We start from the raw sequence: 15,997 nt of genomic DNA, 5'->3' as shown, positions 1-15,997 counted from the left end.
ATTTATTTAGCTTGGTCTTTCAGCTCCTTTTCTTTGATAGTAATACCAATTTATAGCAGTTGCTAAAAGTGAAAATATAAGTATTCCCCAGAAAAAAGAATTTACACTTTTCAATCCTGAAGCTTTAGATGATTGTAATTCAGCTCCAATAATCATTGAAAAGATAAACGGTCCGTAGGCTGCGATAGCTGCTGTCCATCCAATTACTCCTGCAGAATGTACCGGGTTATCTTTGAAAATGATAGGAAATTGTCTGAAAGTTCCCGCATTTCCCATTCCTGAGAAAAAGAATATGGTTAACATCATAGCTAAGAATAAAGGAAATTGATCTATGGAAGTCGGTGCTACCAATCCCATAGTAATCATAACTGCAATACAACCTGCAAATCCTAGACCTGTAATTGTTGTTAATACGGCTCCTCCTACTCTATCTGCAACGAATCCAAAAGCTACTCTACTGGCAGAACCGATTAATGGACCATAAAATGCATATTTTAACGGATCCGGAGCTCCCGGAAAGTCTCCATATAATGATTTTATCATTAACGGAAATGCTGCTGCAAGTCCGGAGAAAGTACCGAATGTCATAAAATAGGTAATTGTACAAAACCAAGTATGTTTAATTTTGAAAATCTCTAATTGTTCTTTAAATGATGATTTTAAAGGGATGCTTCGTAAGCCAAACCAACAAACTAAAGTCATTATTATTAGTATCGGTGCATATATTAAAGCCGGGCTTTGTAGATAAATCGGTTTAGTCGTTACTTCATGAGTAATTGGATCGGTAGTTTTTAAAATTTCCGGAGCTCCAACAATGGCTACTCCCAGTAAAGCCGGAGTTAAAAATTGTACGATACTTACTCCAAAATTACCAATACCTGCTTGTACTCCTAAAGCTGTTCCTTTTAAACGAGCCGGGAAAAACATATTGGTTGAAGGCATAAAAGATGAAAAGTCTCCACCTCCGAATCCCATTGTAAAAGCCAATACAGCAAATACCCAAAATGGAGTTTCGGGATTCATTACTGCTAAAGCTATACCGATTACCGGTATTAATTTTATTAAGGTAGAAAATGTAACGGTATGTCTTGTCCCGTAAATTGGGATTAAGAAAGTATGGACAATACGCAAAGTTCCGGCTGCTAATCCGGGAAGTGAAGCTAACCAGAATAGCTCTTTTTCCGTAAAGTTAAAACCTATACCCGGAAGTTTAGTTACAATACCACTCATTAAATACCATACGATAAATGATAGTGTTAGGGATATTGTAGTTATTGTCAATGTTCTCCAAGCTATTTTCTTACCTGTAGATTCCCAAAAATTATTGTCTTCAGGCTTCCATTCTTTTAGCCATGTACCCATATTTGAATTTATTTTAAGTTATAATTTGATTCTTTTATTTTTTTTCTATATCATTATAAATTTCAGGCATTTTTTCACGAGTCATTTTTAATATTACTCTGTGCATACAAATTAGACAAGTTAATGAAATAATAAATATTAATATCCAAGAACTGGTCCACAATCCTGTATAATTAAGAAAATATCCAAAAATAATTGGACCGATGAATCCTCCCAATCCACCGATAAGGCCTACCATGCCTCCTACCACTCCAACTTCATTAGGAAAATATTCAGGTATATGTTTGTAAACTGCTGCTTTTCCTATTCCCCAAGAAATACCTATACATATTACCAATACTAAATAAACCCACATATTTGCATCAAAACTGATTTCAGTAATTCCTTTAGCTAATAAATCCTTTTTGTTAACCTGCTGGTTTTCTTTTACAACAATTTCTTGCCAAGATTCTTTAGTTGGAAATATATCTTTTTTCTTATCTGCTCTATCTTCTTTTTCTTTAATTACATATTCTTTAGTATCAACAGTTACGCTATTTGCTGTAACTTTAGTTACTATTCCTTTTTTGGCTGCAGAAACTCCTTGTCCATCCGTATAAATATCCATTTTAGGGAACATTAATAAGAAACTTAATGCGACAGAAGAGCCTAATACCCAATACATAACTTTCCTTGCTCCAAATTTATCTGAAAGATATCCCCCAAAGGCTCTTATTACTCCTGAAGGAAGACTAAAGTAAGAAGCAAACATTCCTGCTACTACTAGAGACGTTCCGTAAACGTTCATGAAATTGGGAACCAACCATTGAGAATAAGCTACAAAAAAACCGAATACTAATAAATAATACAAACCGAAACGCCATACTCTCCCTTTTTTTAATGGAGATAACATCTGATTCAAATTTCTGGCATTTCCAGCCGGTTTTTTATTTTTTGCAAATAGTAAAAATAAAATTCCTATAACCAACAACACTGTTGCATAAGTTATCGGAAGCATTTTCCATCCGTTATCGGGATCATTCTTTGAAAAATAGTTTAAAAGAGTCGGCGCAAAAAAAGTGGTTAAAGCTGCTCCGGCATTTCCCATTCCAAAAATTCCCAAAGCTCTTCCTTGCCATTCTTTAGGATACCAAACAGAGGTATACCCTACTCCTATAGCAAAGCTTGTTCCTACAAATCCAAATAAAAAGCTTAATAAAGCAAATACCCAAAATGATTTGGCCATAGGCAGTAAAAATAAAGGAATGGAACAAAACAGAAGTAAACCTGCAAATACATATTTACCGCCGAATTTATCCGTTAAAATTCCGATAGGAAGTCGTAAAAGTGACCCTGTTAAAACAGGAATCCCCAATAGCCATCCCGTTTCTACCACTGAAAAATCAAATATGCCTTTATCTACTAAGTAAGTTACTAAAACACCATTGAGTGTCCAACAGGCAAAGCAAACCGTAAAGGCTAATGTATTTAAAAAAAGTATTTTGTGAGATTGAAGTAATTTAGTGCTCATTTAATAAAGTAGTTTAATAATAGTTAATAGTTGTATAATAGTTAATTGTTAGACTTCTAAGGTTGAATCCAAAACATATTTTTTAAAATCGTCTTTAATTTTATAAAATTTATGATGTAAAGGACAAGGGTTTTCTGAAGAACAATCTTTTAAACCTAAAAGGCATCGATTTATAGATTTTTCTCCATCAACTGCTATAACTATATCAGAAATCTTGATTTCCCCCAGTTCTCTGCTTAAAGTGAACCCGCCATTTTTACCTTTCATTGAAAACAATAAACCTGCTTTAACCAATTGCTGCAAAATTTTAGCAGTAAATGGCCCGGGAGTGCCTAATGCTTCACTTACCTCTTTGACTTGACGCAAATTATCTACTGTACTGTTAGCACTTAGATATATCATAATTTTAATTGCGTATTCACTTGTTTTTGAAAACATTATTTTCTAATGCAGAAATTAAACATAGTTTTATTTCTACAAATATACAAATTAAAAAATTATAATAAGACTTTTATATCCTATTATCTTCAATATTTAAAAAGATTATAAATAACTGATTCATTTTCAATTTCTTAACTTAATATACCATTTAATATTATTATGTTTTTTTAAGATATAGGTATTAATATTTTATATTTATTTTACAATTTATATAATAAAATTTACCTTAATTTAATTTATTATTCTGTAAATCAAGCGTTTTTATCTCATATAAATATTGATAATTTTCTATGTAATAAAAGATATTTTTGTCCTTTATTATTTTTTTTATACCTTTGACACAATTTAAATATTTTGAAATTGTTTTCGAAGAGCTGTGAATATGCTATTAGAGCGACGATATTTGTTGGTGCGCAATCTTTCAAAGGAAATAAACCGGGTTTGAAAGATATTTCCGCAGAAATTAATTCTCCGGAGGCGTTTACCGCTAAAATCTTACAAACTTTAGTTAGGCATCATATAATTACTTCCCATAAAGGACCTTCGGGTGGGTTTAGTATTCCTATTAATTCTTTATCGGAAATTAAAGTATACGACATTGTATCGGCTATTGATGGAGATTCAATTTTTACGGGATGTGCATTGGGATTACCCAAATGCTCGGAGAATCACCCTTGCCCTGCTCACCATAAATTTAAGGCTATTCGGAATCAATTACAGGATACCCTCCAATCAATCAGTATTGAAGATATGATTAGGGATGTAATTTCCGGTTTAACTTTTTTAAAAATAACAAATTAAATATAATATGGAACATAATTGGAACGCAACTATTGGCGAAATTGTAGCTGAAAATTATCAAACAGCTTCCGTTTTCTCAAAATACGGCATCGATTTTTGTTGTAAAGGAGACAGAACCATCGAACAAGCTTGTGATAAAAAATCAATTGATATCAAAGAATTGACCGATCAACTCAATGAAGCAATAGCTGTTCGCGAGGAAAACATTGATTTTAAATCTTGGCCGCTGGATTTATTGGCAGATTATATTGAAAAAATCCATCATCTATATATTCGTGAAAAAAGTCCCTCATTGTTAAAGTTTTTAAATAAAGTACAAAAAGTTCATGGTTTTAGGCATCCCGAATTAGTAGAAGTTTATCATTTATTTGAAGCCTCTGTAAACGATTTAGAAGCACATATACAAAAGGAGGAAAGAATTTTATTTCCTTTTATCCGTCAATTGAATGAAGCTAAAAATAAAAATTTACCCTTTGTAACTCCTCATTTTGGAACTGTCCAAAATCCTATTGAGATGATGAAGCACGATCATGACATTGAAGGTGAACGATTTAAAAGAATTTGCGAATTAACTCAAAATTATACTCCTCCCATGGAGGCTTGCAATACGTATCGTGTATCTTTTGCTATGCTGGATGAATTTGAGCAAAATTTACACAAACATATTCATTTGGAAAATAATATTTTATTTCCAAAAGCTATACAATTGGAATCTTCTATGAACTAAGAATACAAACGATGATTAAAAAGTGGATTTTTGTAAGCTTTTTAAATGTATTTGTTGCCGGAGTTCTGGGATTTTTACTTAGGATATTTCAATACTATGAGGTACGTTTTCCATATGGTAATTTTTTACATACTCATTCTCATATTGCTATGTTGGGAGGATTGTATCAAATATATTATGTATTAATCTATTTGTATTTTATCCCTCAAAATAAAAAAAATTTATCTTCCTATTCTGCCTTATTTTGGATTACTCAATTAACTATTTTGGGAATGTTATTGAGCTTTCCTATTCAAGGCTATGGCTTGTTTTCTATATTGTTTTCCGTTATTCATATTTTATGTTCTTATTATTTCTGCTTTATAACTTTTAAGAGTATTACTCAAGAGAATGACTTAAGTTCTATTTTTCTTAGATCTGCATTAACTTGTATGCTCATATCTTCTTTTGGTATTTGGGGACTGGGGATTACAATGGGAACATTAGGTAAGAACTCTGTATTGTATTCTGTTTGCATACAATTTTATCTACATTTCCAAATCAACGGTTGGTTTTTATTGGGCTCTTTGGCTTTATTATTACGATTGATTTCAATAAAATCTTTAGGTGTTCCGCCTAAAATTGCCAGGTATTTTTATATTTTAATTTTAGGAGGTATACTTTTGACATTTGGCTTACCTCTTAGCTGGTATTTTCATTCGATTTATATTTATTTTGTATACTCTTTAGGGATTCTTTGTAACATTGCCGCTTTAGTATTGTATTTAAAGTATATTCATCCTTTTATTGTAAAAATTAGTAAGACAAATGATTATATCCTATCTCTTTTATATGGTTGTTTTGTAATTTCCTTTGTTGCAAAAAATGTTCTCCAACTGTTTCTTTTAGTACCGGAAATGGCTCAATTATCTCATGAGATTAAAAATTTACGTATAGGATTTATACATTTGGAAGTTCTTGGAATGTATACAACTTTAGCTGTTTTTTTACTCTTGATACAAAGTCAATGCATTAACTGTAGAAATAATCTTATACAGATCGGTACTTTCTTTTTCTTACTTTTCTTTTTTATTTCGGAAGGTTTATTATTTATACAAGGTTTTTATATTTATTTAGATAAAGGCTCAATTCCTTATTATTCTTGTGTTTTGTCTTGGATCAGCTTGTTATTTCCTTTAAGTTTTGGATTATATTTGATGTATTTATATCAAGCTAATCTTTCTTTAAAAAGCAATAGCCAAATCCAGTAAAGTATTGAATAATAAAAATTAAAAAAGGGTTAAAAAAGGCAGAACTAACTTAGTATAGTAGCAACTAGTTTTCTATTTCCTCCTCTATTTCTAAATTCACATAAATATAAACCCTGCCAAGTTCCTAGATTAAGTTTTCCATTGGTTATTGGTATCGATACACTCGTTCCTGAAAGTATGGATTTAGCATGGGAAGGCATATCATCTTCCCCTTCATAAATATGGGTATAGTAAGGTTCTCCTTCTTTAACTAGATGATTAAAAATATTTTCTAAATCGAATCTGACATCGGGATCGGCATTTTCATTGATAGCTAAACCTGCAGATGTATGCTTAATAAAAAGATGGAGTATTCCGACCGGAGGAAGGGGTGGTAATTTATTGATTATTTCATCCGTGATCAAATGAAAACCTCTGGCTCGATCTTTTAAAACAATTTCTATTTGAGATACCATAGGATTTATTGATTAAAAATTAACTGGTGTAATGTTCAATATATTTTTCATATTTGTCGAATATAATCTTAAACCATTCAGTATAATTAGAGGGATGCAAATCAATATCTTTTTTTAAATCTGTTAAGTTTATCCACTTTATGGACTCTACTTCCAAGGGATTGATAACTATTTCTCCATCGTATTGGCCTATGAAAACATAATCATATTCATGTTCAATAAGCCCGTCTCCTACCTCTGCTTTATAAATAAAATCGAACTTTTTGTGCAATTCACAATCAAACCCTAATTCTTCTTTAAGTCTCCGATGCGCTCCATCCATATAACTTTCACCAATTCTAGGATGGCTGCAACAAGTATTGGTCCATTTCAAAGAGGAATGATATTTTATTTTTGCTCTTTGTTGAACTAATAGTTCCTTTTTTTTATTGAAAATAAATATTGAAAATGCTCGATGCAATTCACCTTTTATATGGGCTTCTTGCTTTTCCATTTCACCTACTATCTCATCTTTCTCATTCACTAAAACTACGTATTCTGTCATCTTTTCAAAAATTCTTCTATCTGTAACGAAATCCTTGCGGATTTATAAAGTTTTCTATATTATATCCTAAACCTACCAATAATCCATCACCTCCTTTTTTGAATACGTCTGTAATTCCAAAATTATATCCAAAAGTAAAATTTAATCTGCCTAATTCTGCTTGTAAAAATGGTGTTACGGAAAGACCGCCGCTAACTTGAGAATCTTTGGCTGTTCTATAACTAACTCCTAAAGCAAAAGCATTGAAATCATCTTTATATTTGGCTTTCAAATTTAAATCCATCATTCTTTCGGAATTTGTATTTAAGCTCATCATAAATGAGGGTTCTAAAAAAAAAGATTCCACTAATTCCCAATTATAGCCTAAATTCAAATAATACCAAGAAGGTGAAGGTTCAATTGAGTTTACCACCGGTTTGTTTTTCCCTAAAGGTATGTCTTGTACAGAGACTCCTGCAAAGAAACCTTCGTAGGCTACAGACATCCCTAAATTCAGGTAAGGCAAAAATACAGATTTATCACCATATAATAGAGGATCATTCGCATCTTCGGGTCTCAATTTGGAATATTCAAATGATTGTGAAAAAAAACTGAACGAAGTACCGAATGAAAACTGACTTTCCGATCTGTTCTCTTCATCCGTTAAAGGAATATGATAGGCTCCAGAAATATTAGCTCCTGTTAGTGTAATCGGACCGTTTTCGTCCCTAAAAAAGTAAGCTCCCAATCCTACCCTGTCAAAAGCATTGAAATGGGTACTGATGGTTTGAGTATTCGGACTTTCATTAAAATTGCTAAATTGTTGATGATACGTAGCTTTTAATACAATATCATCAGTAGATCCAGTATATGACGGATTAATCAACACTTTATCCGACAAAAGATATTGTTGATCAAAAGGAATACTTTGTTGTCCATAAAATTTTACTTTAGTTAGAAAAAATGATAGCATTAAAAATAAAAAAAGTCGAAATGATCTCATTAGCAATTATTAAATTAGAATCTAAATAAACGTTTATATATTGTACAAACTTACTAAAAAAAGAAATATTTTAAGTATTACTAATGTTTTAATTTTTTTTTCATCAATTTTTATTATTTATTCATTTAATATTATATTTTCTAATGCTTTATTCACTTTTTTTGGTAATTCCAATACTAAAAGATGGGATCCTTTTTCTATTATTTCAAGATGGGGTTGTTGGATAGTAGCATAACTGGTATGTATCTTTTTAAATGGAAAAATAAGATCATTTGTTCCATGAATTTGATATATTTTTTCACATTCTTTTTCGGGTAACCAATTTATAATTTGATCAATGGACCATTTAAAGTAATCTGAATTTAAATCTACCATAAATTCGTCTAACTTAATTTGATTTCTTTTTTGTTTTTTGGATGGTATTGTATTAAAATAGACGGATCTCATAAATGCATATGAAAGCATTTTCTTTCCGGTAAAAAATTTCATAGGAAACCATTTTGCGAATTTAATTTTCTTTAAAATTTTAAATAATTCAGGAATTTGGATTTTATCTTTCATACTTGCTATTAGTATGGTTTTTTCCGGTTTCATAAACTTATTCATTTCTTGAACAATGACGCCTCCAAAAGAATAACCGACTAATATAAAAGGTTCGGATTGATCTATTTTTTCTGACATCTTTCGGGCATAAGTAGATAAACTATCATTTTTTTCAGGAAGATGCCATTCAATATATATTTTTTCAAATCCTTCAGGTAGCTTAATGAACTTGAAACATTGACATTTTGCCCCTAATCCCGGAATGAAATATACCTTCATAGTTTTATTTATTTTGTAGTTAAGTAATTACTGTTATAATACAAATGTATTTTTTATTGTGCTAAGCATTAGCTTAAATATTGATACATGTTATAATTAACCTATATATTTGCAAATATTTTCATACGAAATGATTCCAAAGATAAAGTTACACAGAAATTTAATAATAGGTTTACATAAAGCCTTAGAAGAAAGTTTTTTCGAGCCCAATAAATACGCGGACAAGGTGTTGGAAAGAACTCTGAAATTCAATAAAAAATGGGGCAGCAAAGACCGTGGCTTTGTTTCTGAATCATTTTATGAGATTATACGCTGGAAAAACCAATTGGAATTTTTTGCAAATAAGAAGCTATCTCCCGAATCTATTGATAGTATAATCGCCACGTATTTACTCCGTAATAAAATTGAGCTTCAACCATTTCCTGAATTCGAAAAAGTATATATAAAAAAGATTAAGGATCGTTTTAAACTTCCCTTTCCCACTCTAGCCATTAAATATTCTATTCCTGAATGGATGCAAAGAGTGTTGGAATCAGAATTGGGCGATTCATGGAGCCAAGAAATAAAAGCTTTAAATGTTCCGGCACAAACCATCTTAAGAGCTAATACTCTTAAAATCACAACAGAAGAACTTAAAGATGTTTTGAGTGAAGAAAATATAACCGTTGATTTTATCAGGGGATACAAAAATGCTCTTATAATGGAAGAGAAGAAAAATATTTTCAAAACACAAGCTTTTAAAGACGGTTTATTTGAAATTCAAGATGCGTCTTCACAAAGAGTGGGAGAATTTGTTGACGTAAAACCCGGGATGAGAGTTATCGATTCATGTGCAGGAGCCGGTGGTAAAACATTACAACTTGCTGCTTTAATGGAAAACAAAGGCCAAATTATTGCCATGGATATTCATGAATGGAAATTGCAAACGTTAAAACAAAGAGCTCGCAGAAATGGTGCTCACAATATACAAACTAAAGTTATTGAAGATTCTAAAACATTAAAAAGACTAGAAAATAGCGCAGATAGAGTACTCATTGACGCTCCGTGTTCCGGTTTGGGAGTGTTAAGACGTAATCCAGATGCAAAATGGAAATTAAATGAAGAGTTTATTAACCGTGTTAGAGAGGAACAAAGACAAATCTTGCAAAACCATTCCAAACTTGTTAGAAAAGACGGAATCCTAGTTTATGCAACTTGTTCCATTTTACCATCTGAAAATTCTTTACAAGTAAAAAACTTTTTGAAAGAAAACTCCAATTATCAGTTGATTGAAGAGAAAAAATTGATGCCATCCGTTTGTGGTTTTGATGGGTTTTATATGGCTAAAATCGTCCGAACTAGCTAATCTGTTTGCATTTGATTTTTAAGATATTGACGGTTTGAATGACCTGATTCTTTAAATTTTCATAATCCGAATCATTGTTTATATGAAAGGTGGATAATTTTACAATTTTACTCTGAGGCCATTGATGTTGAATACGTTCTTTAACTTCAGTTTCGGATAAATGATCTCTGGATAGTATTCTTTGCATCCGTAGAGAATCGGGAGAAGTAACAGCTATCGTAAAATCGCAATCCTTGTAAGAACCACTTTCAAATAAAATGGCTGCTTCTTTGATTCCAAATAGGGCATTCTGTTTACTTTTCCATAACTGAAAATCGTGTTGCAAAGCAGTATGAACTAAAAGATTCTGCTTTTTAAGAAGTTCTTTATCGGTAAAGATTTTTTTTGCTATATATTTTCGGTTCAATGTGTCTCCTTCATAAGCCTCTTGCCCTAAAAGTGAAATTATATTCCTTTTGAGCTCATCATTTTCAACCATTAGTTCCTTTGCTCTTGTATCGGAATTAAACACCGGAAAACCAAAATCTTCAAATAAATTGGCTACCGTCGATTTTCCTACCCCCATTCCTCCTGTTAATCCAACTATTTTCATTAAAAATTTATATAATATAGTATACCATGGCGTAATGGGATGCGCTTCCTCCTAAAACAAATAAATGCCATATAAAATGAGCATAAGGCATCTTATCCCTTGCATAAAATATAGTTCCCAGAGTGTATAAGACTCCTCCCAGAACTAAAAAAAGCAAAGCCTGAGAAGTCATAGAATTTGCGATATTCTTAATGTCGAATACCAAAAGCCAACCCATAACCAAATAAAGAAGTAAAGATAACTTATCAACCTTACCGGTCAAAAAAATTTTCATGATAATACCTAAAGCTGCTATGGTCCAAACGATAGTAAAAAGCGTCCATCCCGAACTTTTTTCCAATGTGATCAGACAAATCGGCGTATACGTTCCTGCAATAAGTAAAAATATGCTCATGTGATCTAAAACGCGAGCTTTTTTTTTCCAATTTTCATTCACAAAAAAATGATAGATGGTTGAAGAGGTATATAAGATGATGAGCGAAAGACCAAACGTCCAAATGCTTAAGGTACTGTATATACTACTATTATTATTTTTTACTAATAGAAATATTAGTCCGACAATACCCAATACAATTCCCATTCCATGCGAAATAGTATTTAAAATTTCTTGTTTATCTCTGGCTATTTGAGTCATTACCTTTAACTTTTAACAAAGTTACTAAATATATTTATCTGAAATTTAATTTTGTAATTTTTAACACTTCTTATTCATGAAAGCTTTATTCATACATACCGGCTATTACATTTATTATAAGTAATTTTGCAGTCACTAAAAACTTTATTGTCATATGTCATCAAAAGAAAAAAAAGTTTTGATTATATATTCTTCTACCGATGGTCATACCATTAAAATTTCCAAGTTCATTTCTGGTATTTTAAAAGCGACGGTAACTATAGTATCAATTAATGATCCAATTCCACCTCTTTATAACTTTGATGGTGTAATTATCGGGGCCAGTATTCGGTATGGATTCCATAGAAATAAAGTAAAAAAATATATCAATACTCATTCTCAAGAACTCAGTTCGATGCCGAATGCTTTTTTCTCAATAAGTTTAATAGCAAGAAATAAAGAAAGAAGATTGGTTGAAAATAATCCATACGCTAAAAAATTTTTAAATAAAATTAAATGGAAGCCAAACCTTATAGGTTTATTTGGTGGCTTATTAAATTATCCTGCCTATTCAACTTTCGACAGGCTCATGATTCAGCTTATTATGACAATGACTAAAGGTCCTACTGACTCTTCAACCGTAATTGAATACACAGATTGGAAACAGGTTAAAACTTTTGCCAACGAGTTTAATTCTCAAATTGATGCCATTTGAGCACTATAATTTATAAAATATAACTTATTTTTGTAAGTGAAAAAACCTTGAAAATATATTTTTAAGTAATGGCAAAAGTAAAAATCGGATTGGTACAATCCAGCTGTTCCAATAATATTGAGAATAACATAGAGAAAGCAATTGAAGGAATTAAAAAAGCAGCTTCAAAAGGTGCTCAAATAGTTTGTCTTCAAGAGTTATTTACATCCCTGTATTTTTGTGATGTTGAAAATTACGATAATTTTAAAATAGCTGAAACTATTCCCGGCCCCACTACGGACCGATTGGGAAAAATAGCAGCTGAATTAAATGTAGTTATTGTTGCTTCTCTTTTTGAGAAAAGAGCCAAAGGATTATACCATAATACTACTGCAGTTATTGATGCCGATGGTCAATATTTGGGAAAATACCGCAAAATGCATATTCCTGATGATCCTGCATATTATGAAAAATTTTATTTTACTCCGGGTGACTTAGGATACAAGGTTTTTCAAACCAAATATGCTAAAATTGGAGTATTAATTTGTTGGGATCAATGGTATCCCGAAGCTTCTCGTATTACGGCTTTATTGGGTGCTGAAATTCTATTTTATCCTACTGCTATTGGTTGGGCTTCTACTCAAGATGAAGACACCAACATCGAACAATATAATGCATGGCAAACCATTCAAAGAAGTCATGCAATTGCCAACGGAGTGCATACAGTAAGTGTTAATCGTGTGGGATATGAACAAGACGGCGCGATGAAATTTTGGGGTGGATCTTTTGTTTCTAATCCGTTCGGCACTATTTTACAACAAGCTTCTCATGAAAATGAAGAGGTTATGGTCGTGGAAATTGAAACCGAACAATCTGACAGTTACCGAGTGCATTGGCCTTTTTTAAGAGATCGCCGTATTGACTCTTATTCTCCTATTACCAAACGTTTTATTGATGAAGATTAATTTATAGAGTAAATCATCTAAATTTTGGAAATAACAAAAATACCTTTAGGGGACAATCTGGTAAATTTTATTCTCTTAGGATCTTTACTATTATTGATTATTTCGAGATTTTTATTAATTCCTAAAGATGAACCCATTTTCCGTTTTAGGTCCATACCTACCGAAAATGAGAATTTTACTCTGTATGTTGCTATATGTAGTTTTGTTTATACGGTTATTTTGGCTTTAACTCTTCTTCCTTTTTTTACGGTAGTAATTCCTTTTTATAATACGGAAGCTTTAAAATTAATCTCATTATTTGTAATTTTAACCATATATCAAGTATCTTCTTATACATTAGGAAACGGCTTTCTTTTGATATTAGGAAAAAACAAAGAATATCAGATTAATTATAATAATCGATTTATCTTTTTGTTTATCAAATTGTTTATTACAATACTACTTTGTTTTACAATATATTATACAGATATTTCGGTTCAATATGCTCCTTATCTTGTGGTAGGAACGCTATCATTTTTACTGGTTACAGAATGGATTTGGCTGATGTTCTTCATTAAAAATCAAATAAAACTTCCTGGTTATTATGAATTTTTGTACCTTTGCGCTTTCGAAATCTTACCGGCACTATATGTTTTAAAATTAGTGTTTTTAGGAGATAAATTTTAATTTATTATGAAAATAAAATCCGTTTTAATCTCTCTATCAAAGCCCGCTGGCGATAGTTCACCATATTTTGACATTGAAAAAAAGCATAAAATAAAAATTGATTTTTGTCCTTTTATCCATGTGCAGGGCGCTGATGCAAAAGATGTTAGATTACAAAAAATCGATTTTTCTAATTTTACCGCAATCATATTTACCAGCCGCAATGCGATCGATCATTTTTTTAGACTGGCCGATGAAATGCGATTTACGGTACCCGATTCCATGAAATATGTTTGTCAATCTGAGGCTATTGCTTTATATCTTCAAAGATATATTGTATACCGAAAAAGAAAAATCTATTTTGGAGAGAAAGAGGCGGAAGATATGATTCCTCTTTTGAAGAAGAACCCTAATGAAAAATATCTTTTACCAACTTCTGATGTGCTTAACCAGGATATCCCTGATGCATTAGACAAATCAGGAGTAGATTATACCCGAGCTATACTTTTCCGTACGGTAAGCAGCGATGTGGCTTCACAAATTAAAGATATTAAAGAATACGATGCTTTAGTATTTTTTAGTCCTTCCGGTATCAAATCCTTATTTGATAATTATAAAGATTTTAAACAAGATTCCATAAGTATCGGTATATTTGGTCATTCCACCAAACAAGCTGCTGAAGAAGCAGGATTAACTGTTAACTTCTTTGCACCAACCAAAGAAAGTCCATCAATGGCAAAAGCTTTGGATGATTTTTTACAATAAATTTATAAAATATATAAAGCTCAAGTTTAAAATTAAATTTGAGCTTTTTTTACTTTATTTTAGTTCTTACTTGCATATTGACTTTACGTTACTTATTTCCTATTATAATACTTTTAAGACAATTTACCTCTTTAGCTTCCGATATCAATAAAACTCATTCATTAAAATACACTTTTTTTAACTTTCTACTTTTATAACTGAATTTAATCTACATTATACTATTTATCAGGTATTATGACATAACCATTTGCTTAAAAATCATTTATAAATCCAAGTTAATTTAATTAAAATGATTCAACATTTCCTTGAGTTATAATATCTTTGCAAAGATTTTACTATGTCGGGACTTTATATTCATATTCCTTTTTGTGTAAAAAAATGTAATTATTGTAATTTTCATTTTTCAACTCAATTCAACTATAAATCACAATTGATACAAGCTATAGGTAAAGAATTGATTTTAAGAAAAAATGAATTGATTACCCCCATTGAGACCATATATTTTGGTGGTGGAACTCCTTCAATCCTTAATTATAAAGAACTTGAATACTTATTTACTATAATTAAGGAACATTACGATATGTCTGAAACTAAGGAAATTACTTTTGAAGCAAATCCGGATGATTTATCTGTAGAATATCTTCACTTCCTCAAAAATCAAACTCCTGTAAATCGTCTAAGTGTAGGGATTCAATCTTTTATTGATGAGGATATCAAATTTATGAATCGAAACCACAATGCGGATGAAGCTATTCAATCTATTCGATCCGCTCAAGATATTGGTTTTAACAATATTACGATAGATTTGATTTATGGGGCACAAACTACTACCCATGAAAGATGGATGTATACTCTTGAAAAAGCTATCTCTTTAGGAATTCCTCATATTTCATCCTATGCGCTTACAGTTGAACCAAAAACCGCTTTTGAAGCTCAAATCAGAAAAAATAAACTTCCACCTATTGATGAGGAAAAACAAGCGATTCAATTTGAAACGCTTAGAAATAAATTAATTGAGCATAAGTATATCCAATATGAATTTTCAAATTTTGGTAAAGAAACGTTTTTTTCTCAACATAATACTTCCTATTGGAAAAATAAACCTTATTTGGGAATAGGACCTTCTGCCCACTCCTATAATGGAAAAGATATAAGAAGCTGGAATGTTTCCCATAATATAAAATACCTTAAAGCAATCGAAAAGAATATACTCAATTATGAGGAAGAGGTAATTAGTGAAAAAGATCGTTTTAATGAAAAAATCATGTTGGGACTTCGTACCCTCTGGGGGATCAATATCGATGAATTGGAGAAAGAATTTTCATCTTCTTTGATGAAACACTTTTATAAAGAACTAAAGAAACTGGATGCAACTAAAAAAGTAAGAATATCCAATCAAATAGTAACTATTCATCCGGAATCTTTATTTTTTACGGATGGAATTATTGCCCAATTTTTTTTCATTGATTAATAAATTATAAACA

General features: G+C 31.2%; 18 protein-coding genes. 9 read left to right on the top strand and 9 right to left on the bottom strand.

Features of this window, described 5'->3' with window-relative positions:
• Positions 1-6: 6 nt before the first annotated feature.
• From G8C43_RS00680 to G8C43_RS00670, 3 genes are read right to left on the bottom strand one after another with little or no spacing between them, the layout of a single operon-like run.
• Positions 7-1,362, bottom strand: coding sequence for an MFS transporter (locus G8C43_RS00680; protein WP_166003369.1), 1,356 nt, complete (start codon positions 1,360-1,362; stop codon positions 7-9).
• A gap of 34 nt (positions 1,363-1,396) precedes the next feature.
• Complete coding sequence (locus G8C43_RS00675; protein WP_160542295.1) at positions 1,397-2,872, bottom strand: MFS transporter; 1,476 nt, start codon at positions 2,870-2,872, stop codon at positions 1,397-1,399.
• Between the two features lie 48 nt (positions 2,873-2,920).
• Positions 2,921-3,310 (bottom strand): RrF2 family transcriptional regulator, encoded by a 390-nt coding sequence (locus tag G8C43_RS00670; protein ID WP_105297385.1) that lies wholly within the window; start codon positions 3,308-3,310, stop codon positions 2,921-2,923.
• Between the two features lie 363 nt (positions 3,311-3,673).
• Here G8C43_RS00670 and G8C43_RS00665 point away from each other — a divergent pair, with 363 nt between their 5' ends.
• From G8C43_RS00665 to G8C43_RS00655, 3 genes are read left to right on the top strand one after another with little or no spacing between them, the layout of a single operon-like run.
• Positions 3,674-4,114: an RrF2 family transcriptional regulator gene (locus G8C43_RS00665; RefSeq protein WP_160565457.1), complete on the top strand. Its 441-nt coding sequence runs from the start codon at positions 3,674-3,676 to the stop codon at positions 4,112-4,114.
• Positions 4,115-4,121: 7 nt separating this feature from the next.
• Positions 4,122-4,841, top strand: a complete 720-nt coding sequence (gene ric / locus G8C43_RS00660; protein ID WP_166003367.1) for an iron-sulfur cluster repair di-iron protein — start codon at positions 4,122-4,124, stop codon at positions 4,839-4,841.
• A gap of 11 nt (positions 4,842-4,852) precedes the next feature.
• On the top strand, positions 4,853-6,091 hold the full coding sequence (locus G8C43_RS00655) for a hypothetical protein (RefSeq protein ID WP_166003365.1): 1,239 nt from the start codon (positions 4,853-4,855) through the stop codon (positions 6,089-6,091).
• A 44-nt stretch (positions 6,092-6,135) separates the two neighbouring features.
• Here the strand turns inward: G8C43_RS00655 and G8C43_RS00650 are convergent, their stop codons facing one another.
• From G8C43_RS00650 to G8C43_RS00635, 4 genes are all read right to left on the bottom strand, one after another.
• Positions 6,136-6,546 (bottom strand): secondary thiamine-phosphate synthase enzyme YjbQ, encoded by a 411-nt coding sequence (locus G8C43_RS00650; RefSeq protein WP_166003363.1) that lies wholly within the window; start codon positions 6,544-6,546, stop codon positions 6,136-6,138.
• A gap of 19 nt (positions 6,547-6,565) precedes the next feature.
• Positions 6,566-7,090 (bottom strand): isopentenyl-diphosphate Delta-isomerase, encoded by a 525-nt coding sequence (gene idi, locus G8C43_RS00645; protein WP_166003361.1) that lies wholly within the window; start codon positions 7,088-7,090, stop codon positions 6,566-6,568.
• Between the two features lie 16 nt (positions 7,091-7,106).
• Positions 7,107-8,072 carry a PorP/SprF family type IX secretion system membrane protein gene (locus G8C43_RS00640; protein ID WP_166003359.1) on the bottom strand — a complete coding sequence of 322 codons (966 nt, stop codon included), beginning with the start codon at positions 8,070-8,072 and terminating at the stop codon, positions 7,107-7,109.
• 117 nt (positions 8,073-8,189) lie between these two features.
• A complete protein-coding gene (locus tag G8C43_RS00635; RefSeq protein WP_166003357.1) occupies positions 8,190-8,894 on the bottom strand; it encodes an alpha/beta fold hydrolase in 705 nt (234 codons plus the stop codon).
• Between the two features lie 130 nt (positions 8,895-9,024).
• On the opposite strand from G8C43_RS00635, the gene G8C43_RS00630 reads away from it, so the two are divergent.
• Positions 9,025-10,239, top strand: a complete 1,215-nt coding sequence (locus G8C43_RS00630; protein WP_166003355.1) for an RsmB/NOP family class I SAM-dependent RNA methyltransferase — start codon at positions 9,025-9,027, stop codon at positions 10,237-10,239.
• On the opposite strand, the gene coaE is transcribed toward G8C43_RS00630, so the two are convergent.
• Together coaE and trhA are read right to left on the bottom strand one after the other, a co-directional pair.
• Positions 10,232-10,831 carry a dephospho-CoA kinase gene (coaE, locus tag G8C43_RS00625; protein ID WP_166003353.1) on the bottom strand — a complete coding sequence of 200 codons (600 nt, stop codon included), beginning with the start codon at positions 10,829-10,831 and terminating at the stop codon, positions 10,232-10,234. The two genes, G8C43_RS00630 and coaE, sit on opposite strands and share 8 nt — an antisense overlap.
• Positions 10,832-10,838: 7 nt before the next feature.
• The gene (gene trhA, locus G8C43_RS00620; protein ID WP_166003351.1) at positions 10,839-11,465 is read right to left on the bottom strand and encodes a PAQR family membrane homeostasis protein TrhA; all 627 of its coding nucleotides are present in this window, start codon (positions 11,463-11,465) and stop codon (positions 10,839-10,841) included.
• Positions 11,466-11,619: 154 nt separating this feature from the next.
• Between trhA and hemG the strand changes: the two genes are divergently transcribed.
• From hemG to hemW, 5 genes are all read left to right on the top strand, one after another.
• Positions 11,620-12,159 (top strand): menaquinone-dependent protoporphyrinogen IX dehydrogenase, encoded by a 540-nt coding sequence (hemG, locus tag G8C43_RS00615; protein WP_166003349.1) that lies wholly within the window; start codon positions 11,620-11,622, stop codon positions 12,157-12,159.
• A 68-nt stretch (positions 12,160-12,227) separates the two neighbouring features.
• Positions 12,228-13,103 (top strand): carbon-nitrogen hydrolase, encoded by an 876-nt coding sequence (locus G8C43_RS00610; RefSeq protein ID WP_166003347.1) that lies wholly within the window; start codon positions 12,228-12,230, stop codon positions 13,101-13,103.
• A 24-nt stretch (positions 13,104-13,127) separates the two neighbouring features.
• Positions 13,128-13,769: a DUF4271 domain-containing protein gene (locus G8C43_RS00605; protein ID WP_158254223.1), complete on the top strand. Its 642-nt coding sequence runs from the start codon at positions 13,128-13,130 to the stop codon at positions 13,767-13,769.
• A gap of 6 nt (positions 13,770-13,775) precedes the next feature.
• Positions 13,776-14,513, top strand: a complete 738-nt coding sequence (locus G8C43_RS00600; protein WP_105297371.1) for a uroporphyrinogen-III synthase — start codon at positions 13,776-13,778, stop codon at positions 14,511-14,513.
• Positions 14,514-14,850: 337 nt separating this feature from the next.
• Positions 14,851-15,984, top strand: coding sequence for a radical SAM family heme chaperone HemW (hemW, locus tag G8C43_RS00595; protein WP_166003345.1), 1,134 nt, complete (start codon positions 14,851-14,853; stop codon positions 15,982-15,984).
• Positions 15,985-15,997 lie beyond the last annotated feature (13 nt).

It is taken from the genome of Apibacter sp. B2966 (assembly GCF_011082485.1).
In the GTDB taxonomy this organism is placed as follows: Bacteria; Bacteroidota; Bacteroidia; order Flavobacteriales; family Weeksellaceae; genus Apibacter.
The sequence above is the reverse complement of the archived record's forward strand: the minus strand, read 5'-3'. Positions and strand labels throughout refer to the sequence as shown.

Excerpts from the sequence above, each read along its gene's own strand:
- G8C43_RS00610 (WP_166003347.1), top strand. The coding sequence starts at position 12,228 with ATGGCAAAAGTAAAAATCGGATTGGTACAATCCAGCTGTTCCAATAAT.
- idi (WP_166003361.1), bottom strand. The coding sequence starts at position 7,090 with ATGACAGAATACGTAGTTTTAGTGAATGAGAAAGATGAGATAGTAGGT.
- G8C43_RS00655 (WP_166003365.1), top strand. The coding sequence starts at position 4,853 with ATGATTAAAAAGTGGATTTTTGTAAGCTTTTTAAATGTATTTGTTGCC.
- G8C43_RS00650 (WP_166003363.1), bottom strand. The coding sequence starts at position 6,546 with ATGGTATCTCAAATAGAAATTGTTTTAAAAGATCGAGCCAGAGGTTTT.
- trhA (WP_166003351.1), bottom strand. The coding sequence starts at position 11,465 with ATGACTCAAATAGCCAGAGATAAACAAGAAATTTTAAATACTATTTCG.
- coaE (WP_166003353.1), bottom strand. The coding sequence starts at position 10,831 with ATGAAAATAGTTGGATTAACAGGAGGAATGGGGGTAGGAAAATCGACG.
- hemG (WP_166003349.1), top strand. The coding sequence starts at position 11,620 with ATGTCATCAAAAGAAAAAAAAGTTTTGATTATATATTCTTCTACCGAT.
- G8C43_RS00635 (WP_166003357.1), bottom strand. The coding sequence starts at position 8,894 with ATGAAGGTATATTTCATTCCGGGATTAGGGGCAAAATGTCAATGTTTC.
- G8C43_RS00640 (WP_166003359.1), bottom strand. The coding sequence starts at position 8,072 with ATGAGATCATTTCGACTTTTTTTATTTTTAATGCTATCATTTTTTCTA.
- G8C43_RS00670 (WP_105297385.1), bottom strand. The coding sequence starts at position 3,310 with ATGTTTTCAAAAACAAGTGAATACGCAATTAAAATTATGATATATCTA.
- G8C43_RS00680 (WP_166003369.1), bottom strand. The coding sequence starts at position 1,362 with ATGGGTACATGGCTAAAAGAATGGAAGCCTGAAGACAATAATTTTTGG.
- ric (WP_166003367.1), top strand. The coding sequence starts at position 4,122 with ATGGAACATAATTGGAACGCAACTATTGGCGAAATTGTAGCTGAAAAT.
- G8C43_RS00600 (WP_105297371.1), top strand. The coding sequence starts at position 13,776 with ATGAAAATAAAATCCGTTTTAATCTCTCTATCAAAGCCCGCTGGCGAT.
- G8C43_RS00630 (WP_166003355.1), top strand. The coding sequence starts at position 9,025 with ATGATTCCAAAGATAAAGTTACACAGAAATTTAATAATAGGTTTACAT.
- hemW (WP_166003345.1), top strand. The coding sequence starts at position 14,851 with ATGTCGGGACTTTATATTCATATTCCTTTTTGTGTAAAAAAATGTAAT.
- G8C43_RS00675 (WP_160542295.1), bottom strand. The coding sequence starts at position 2,872 with ATGAGCACTAAATTACTTCAATCTCACAAAATACTTTTTTTAAATACA.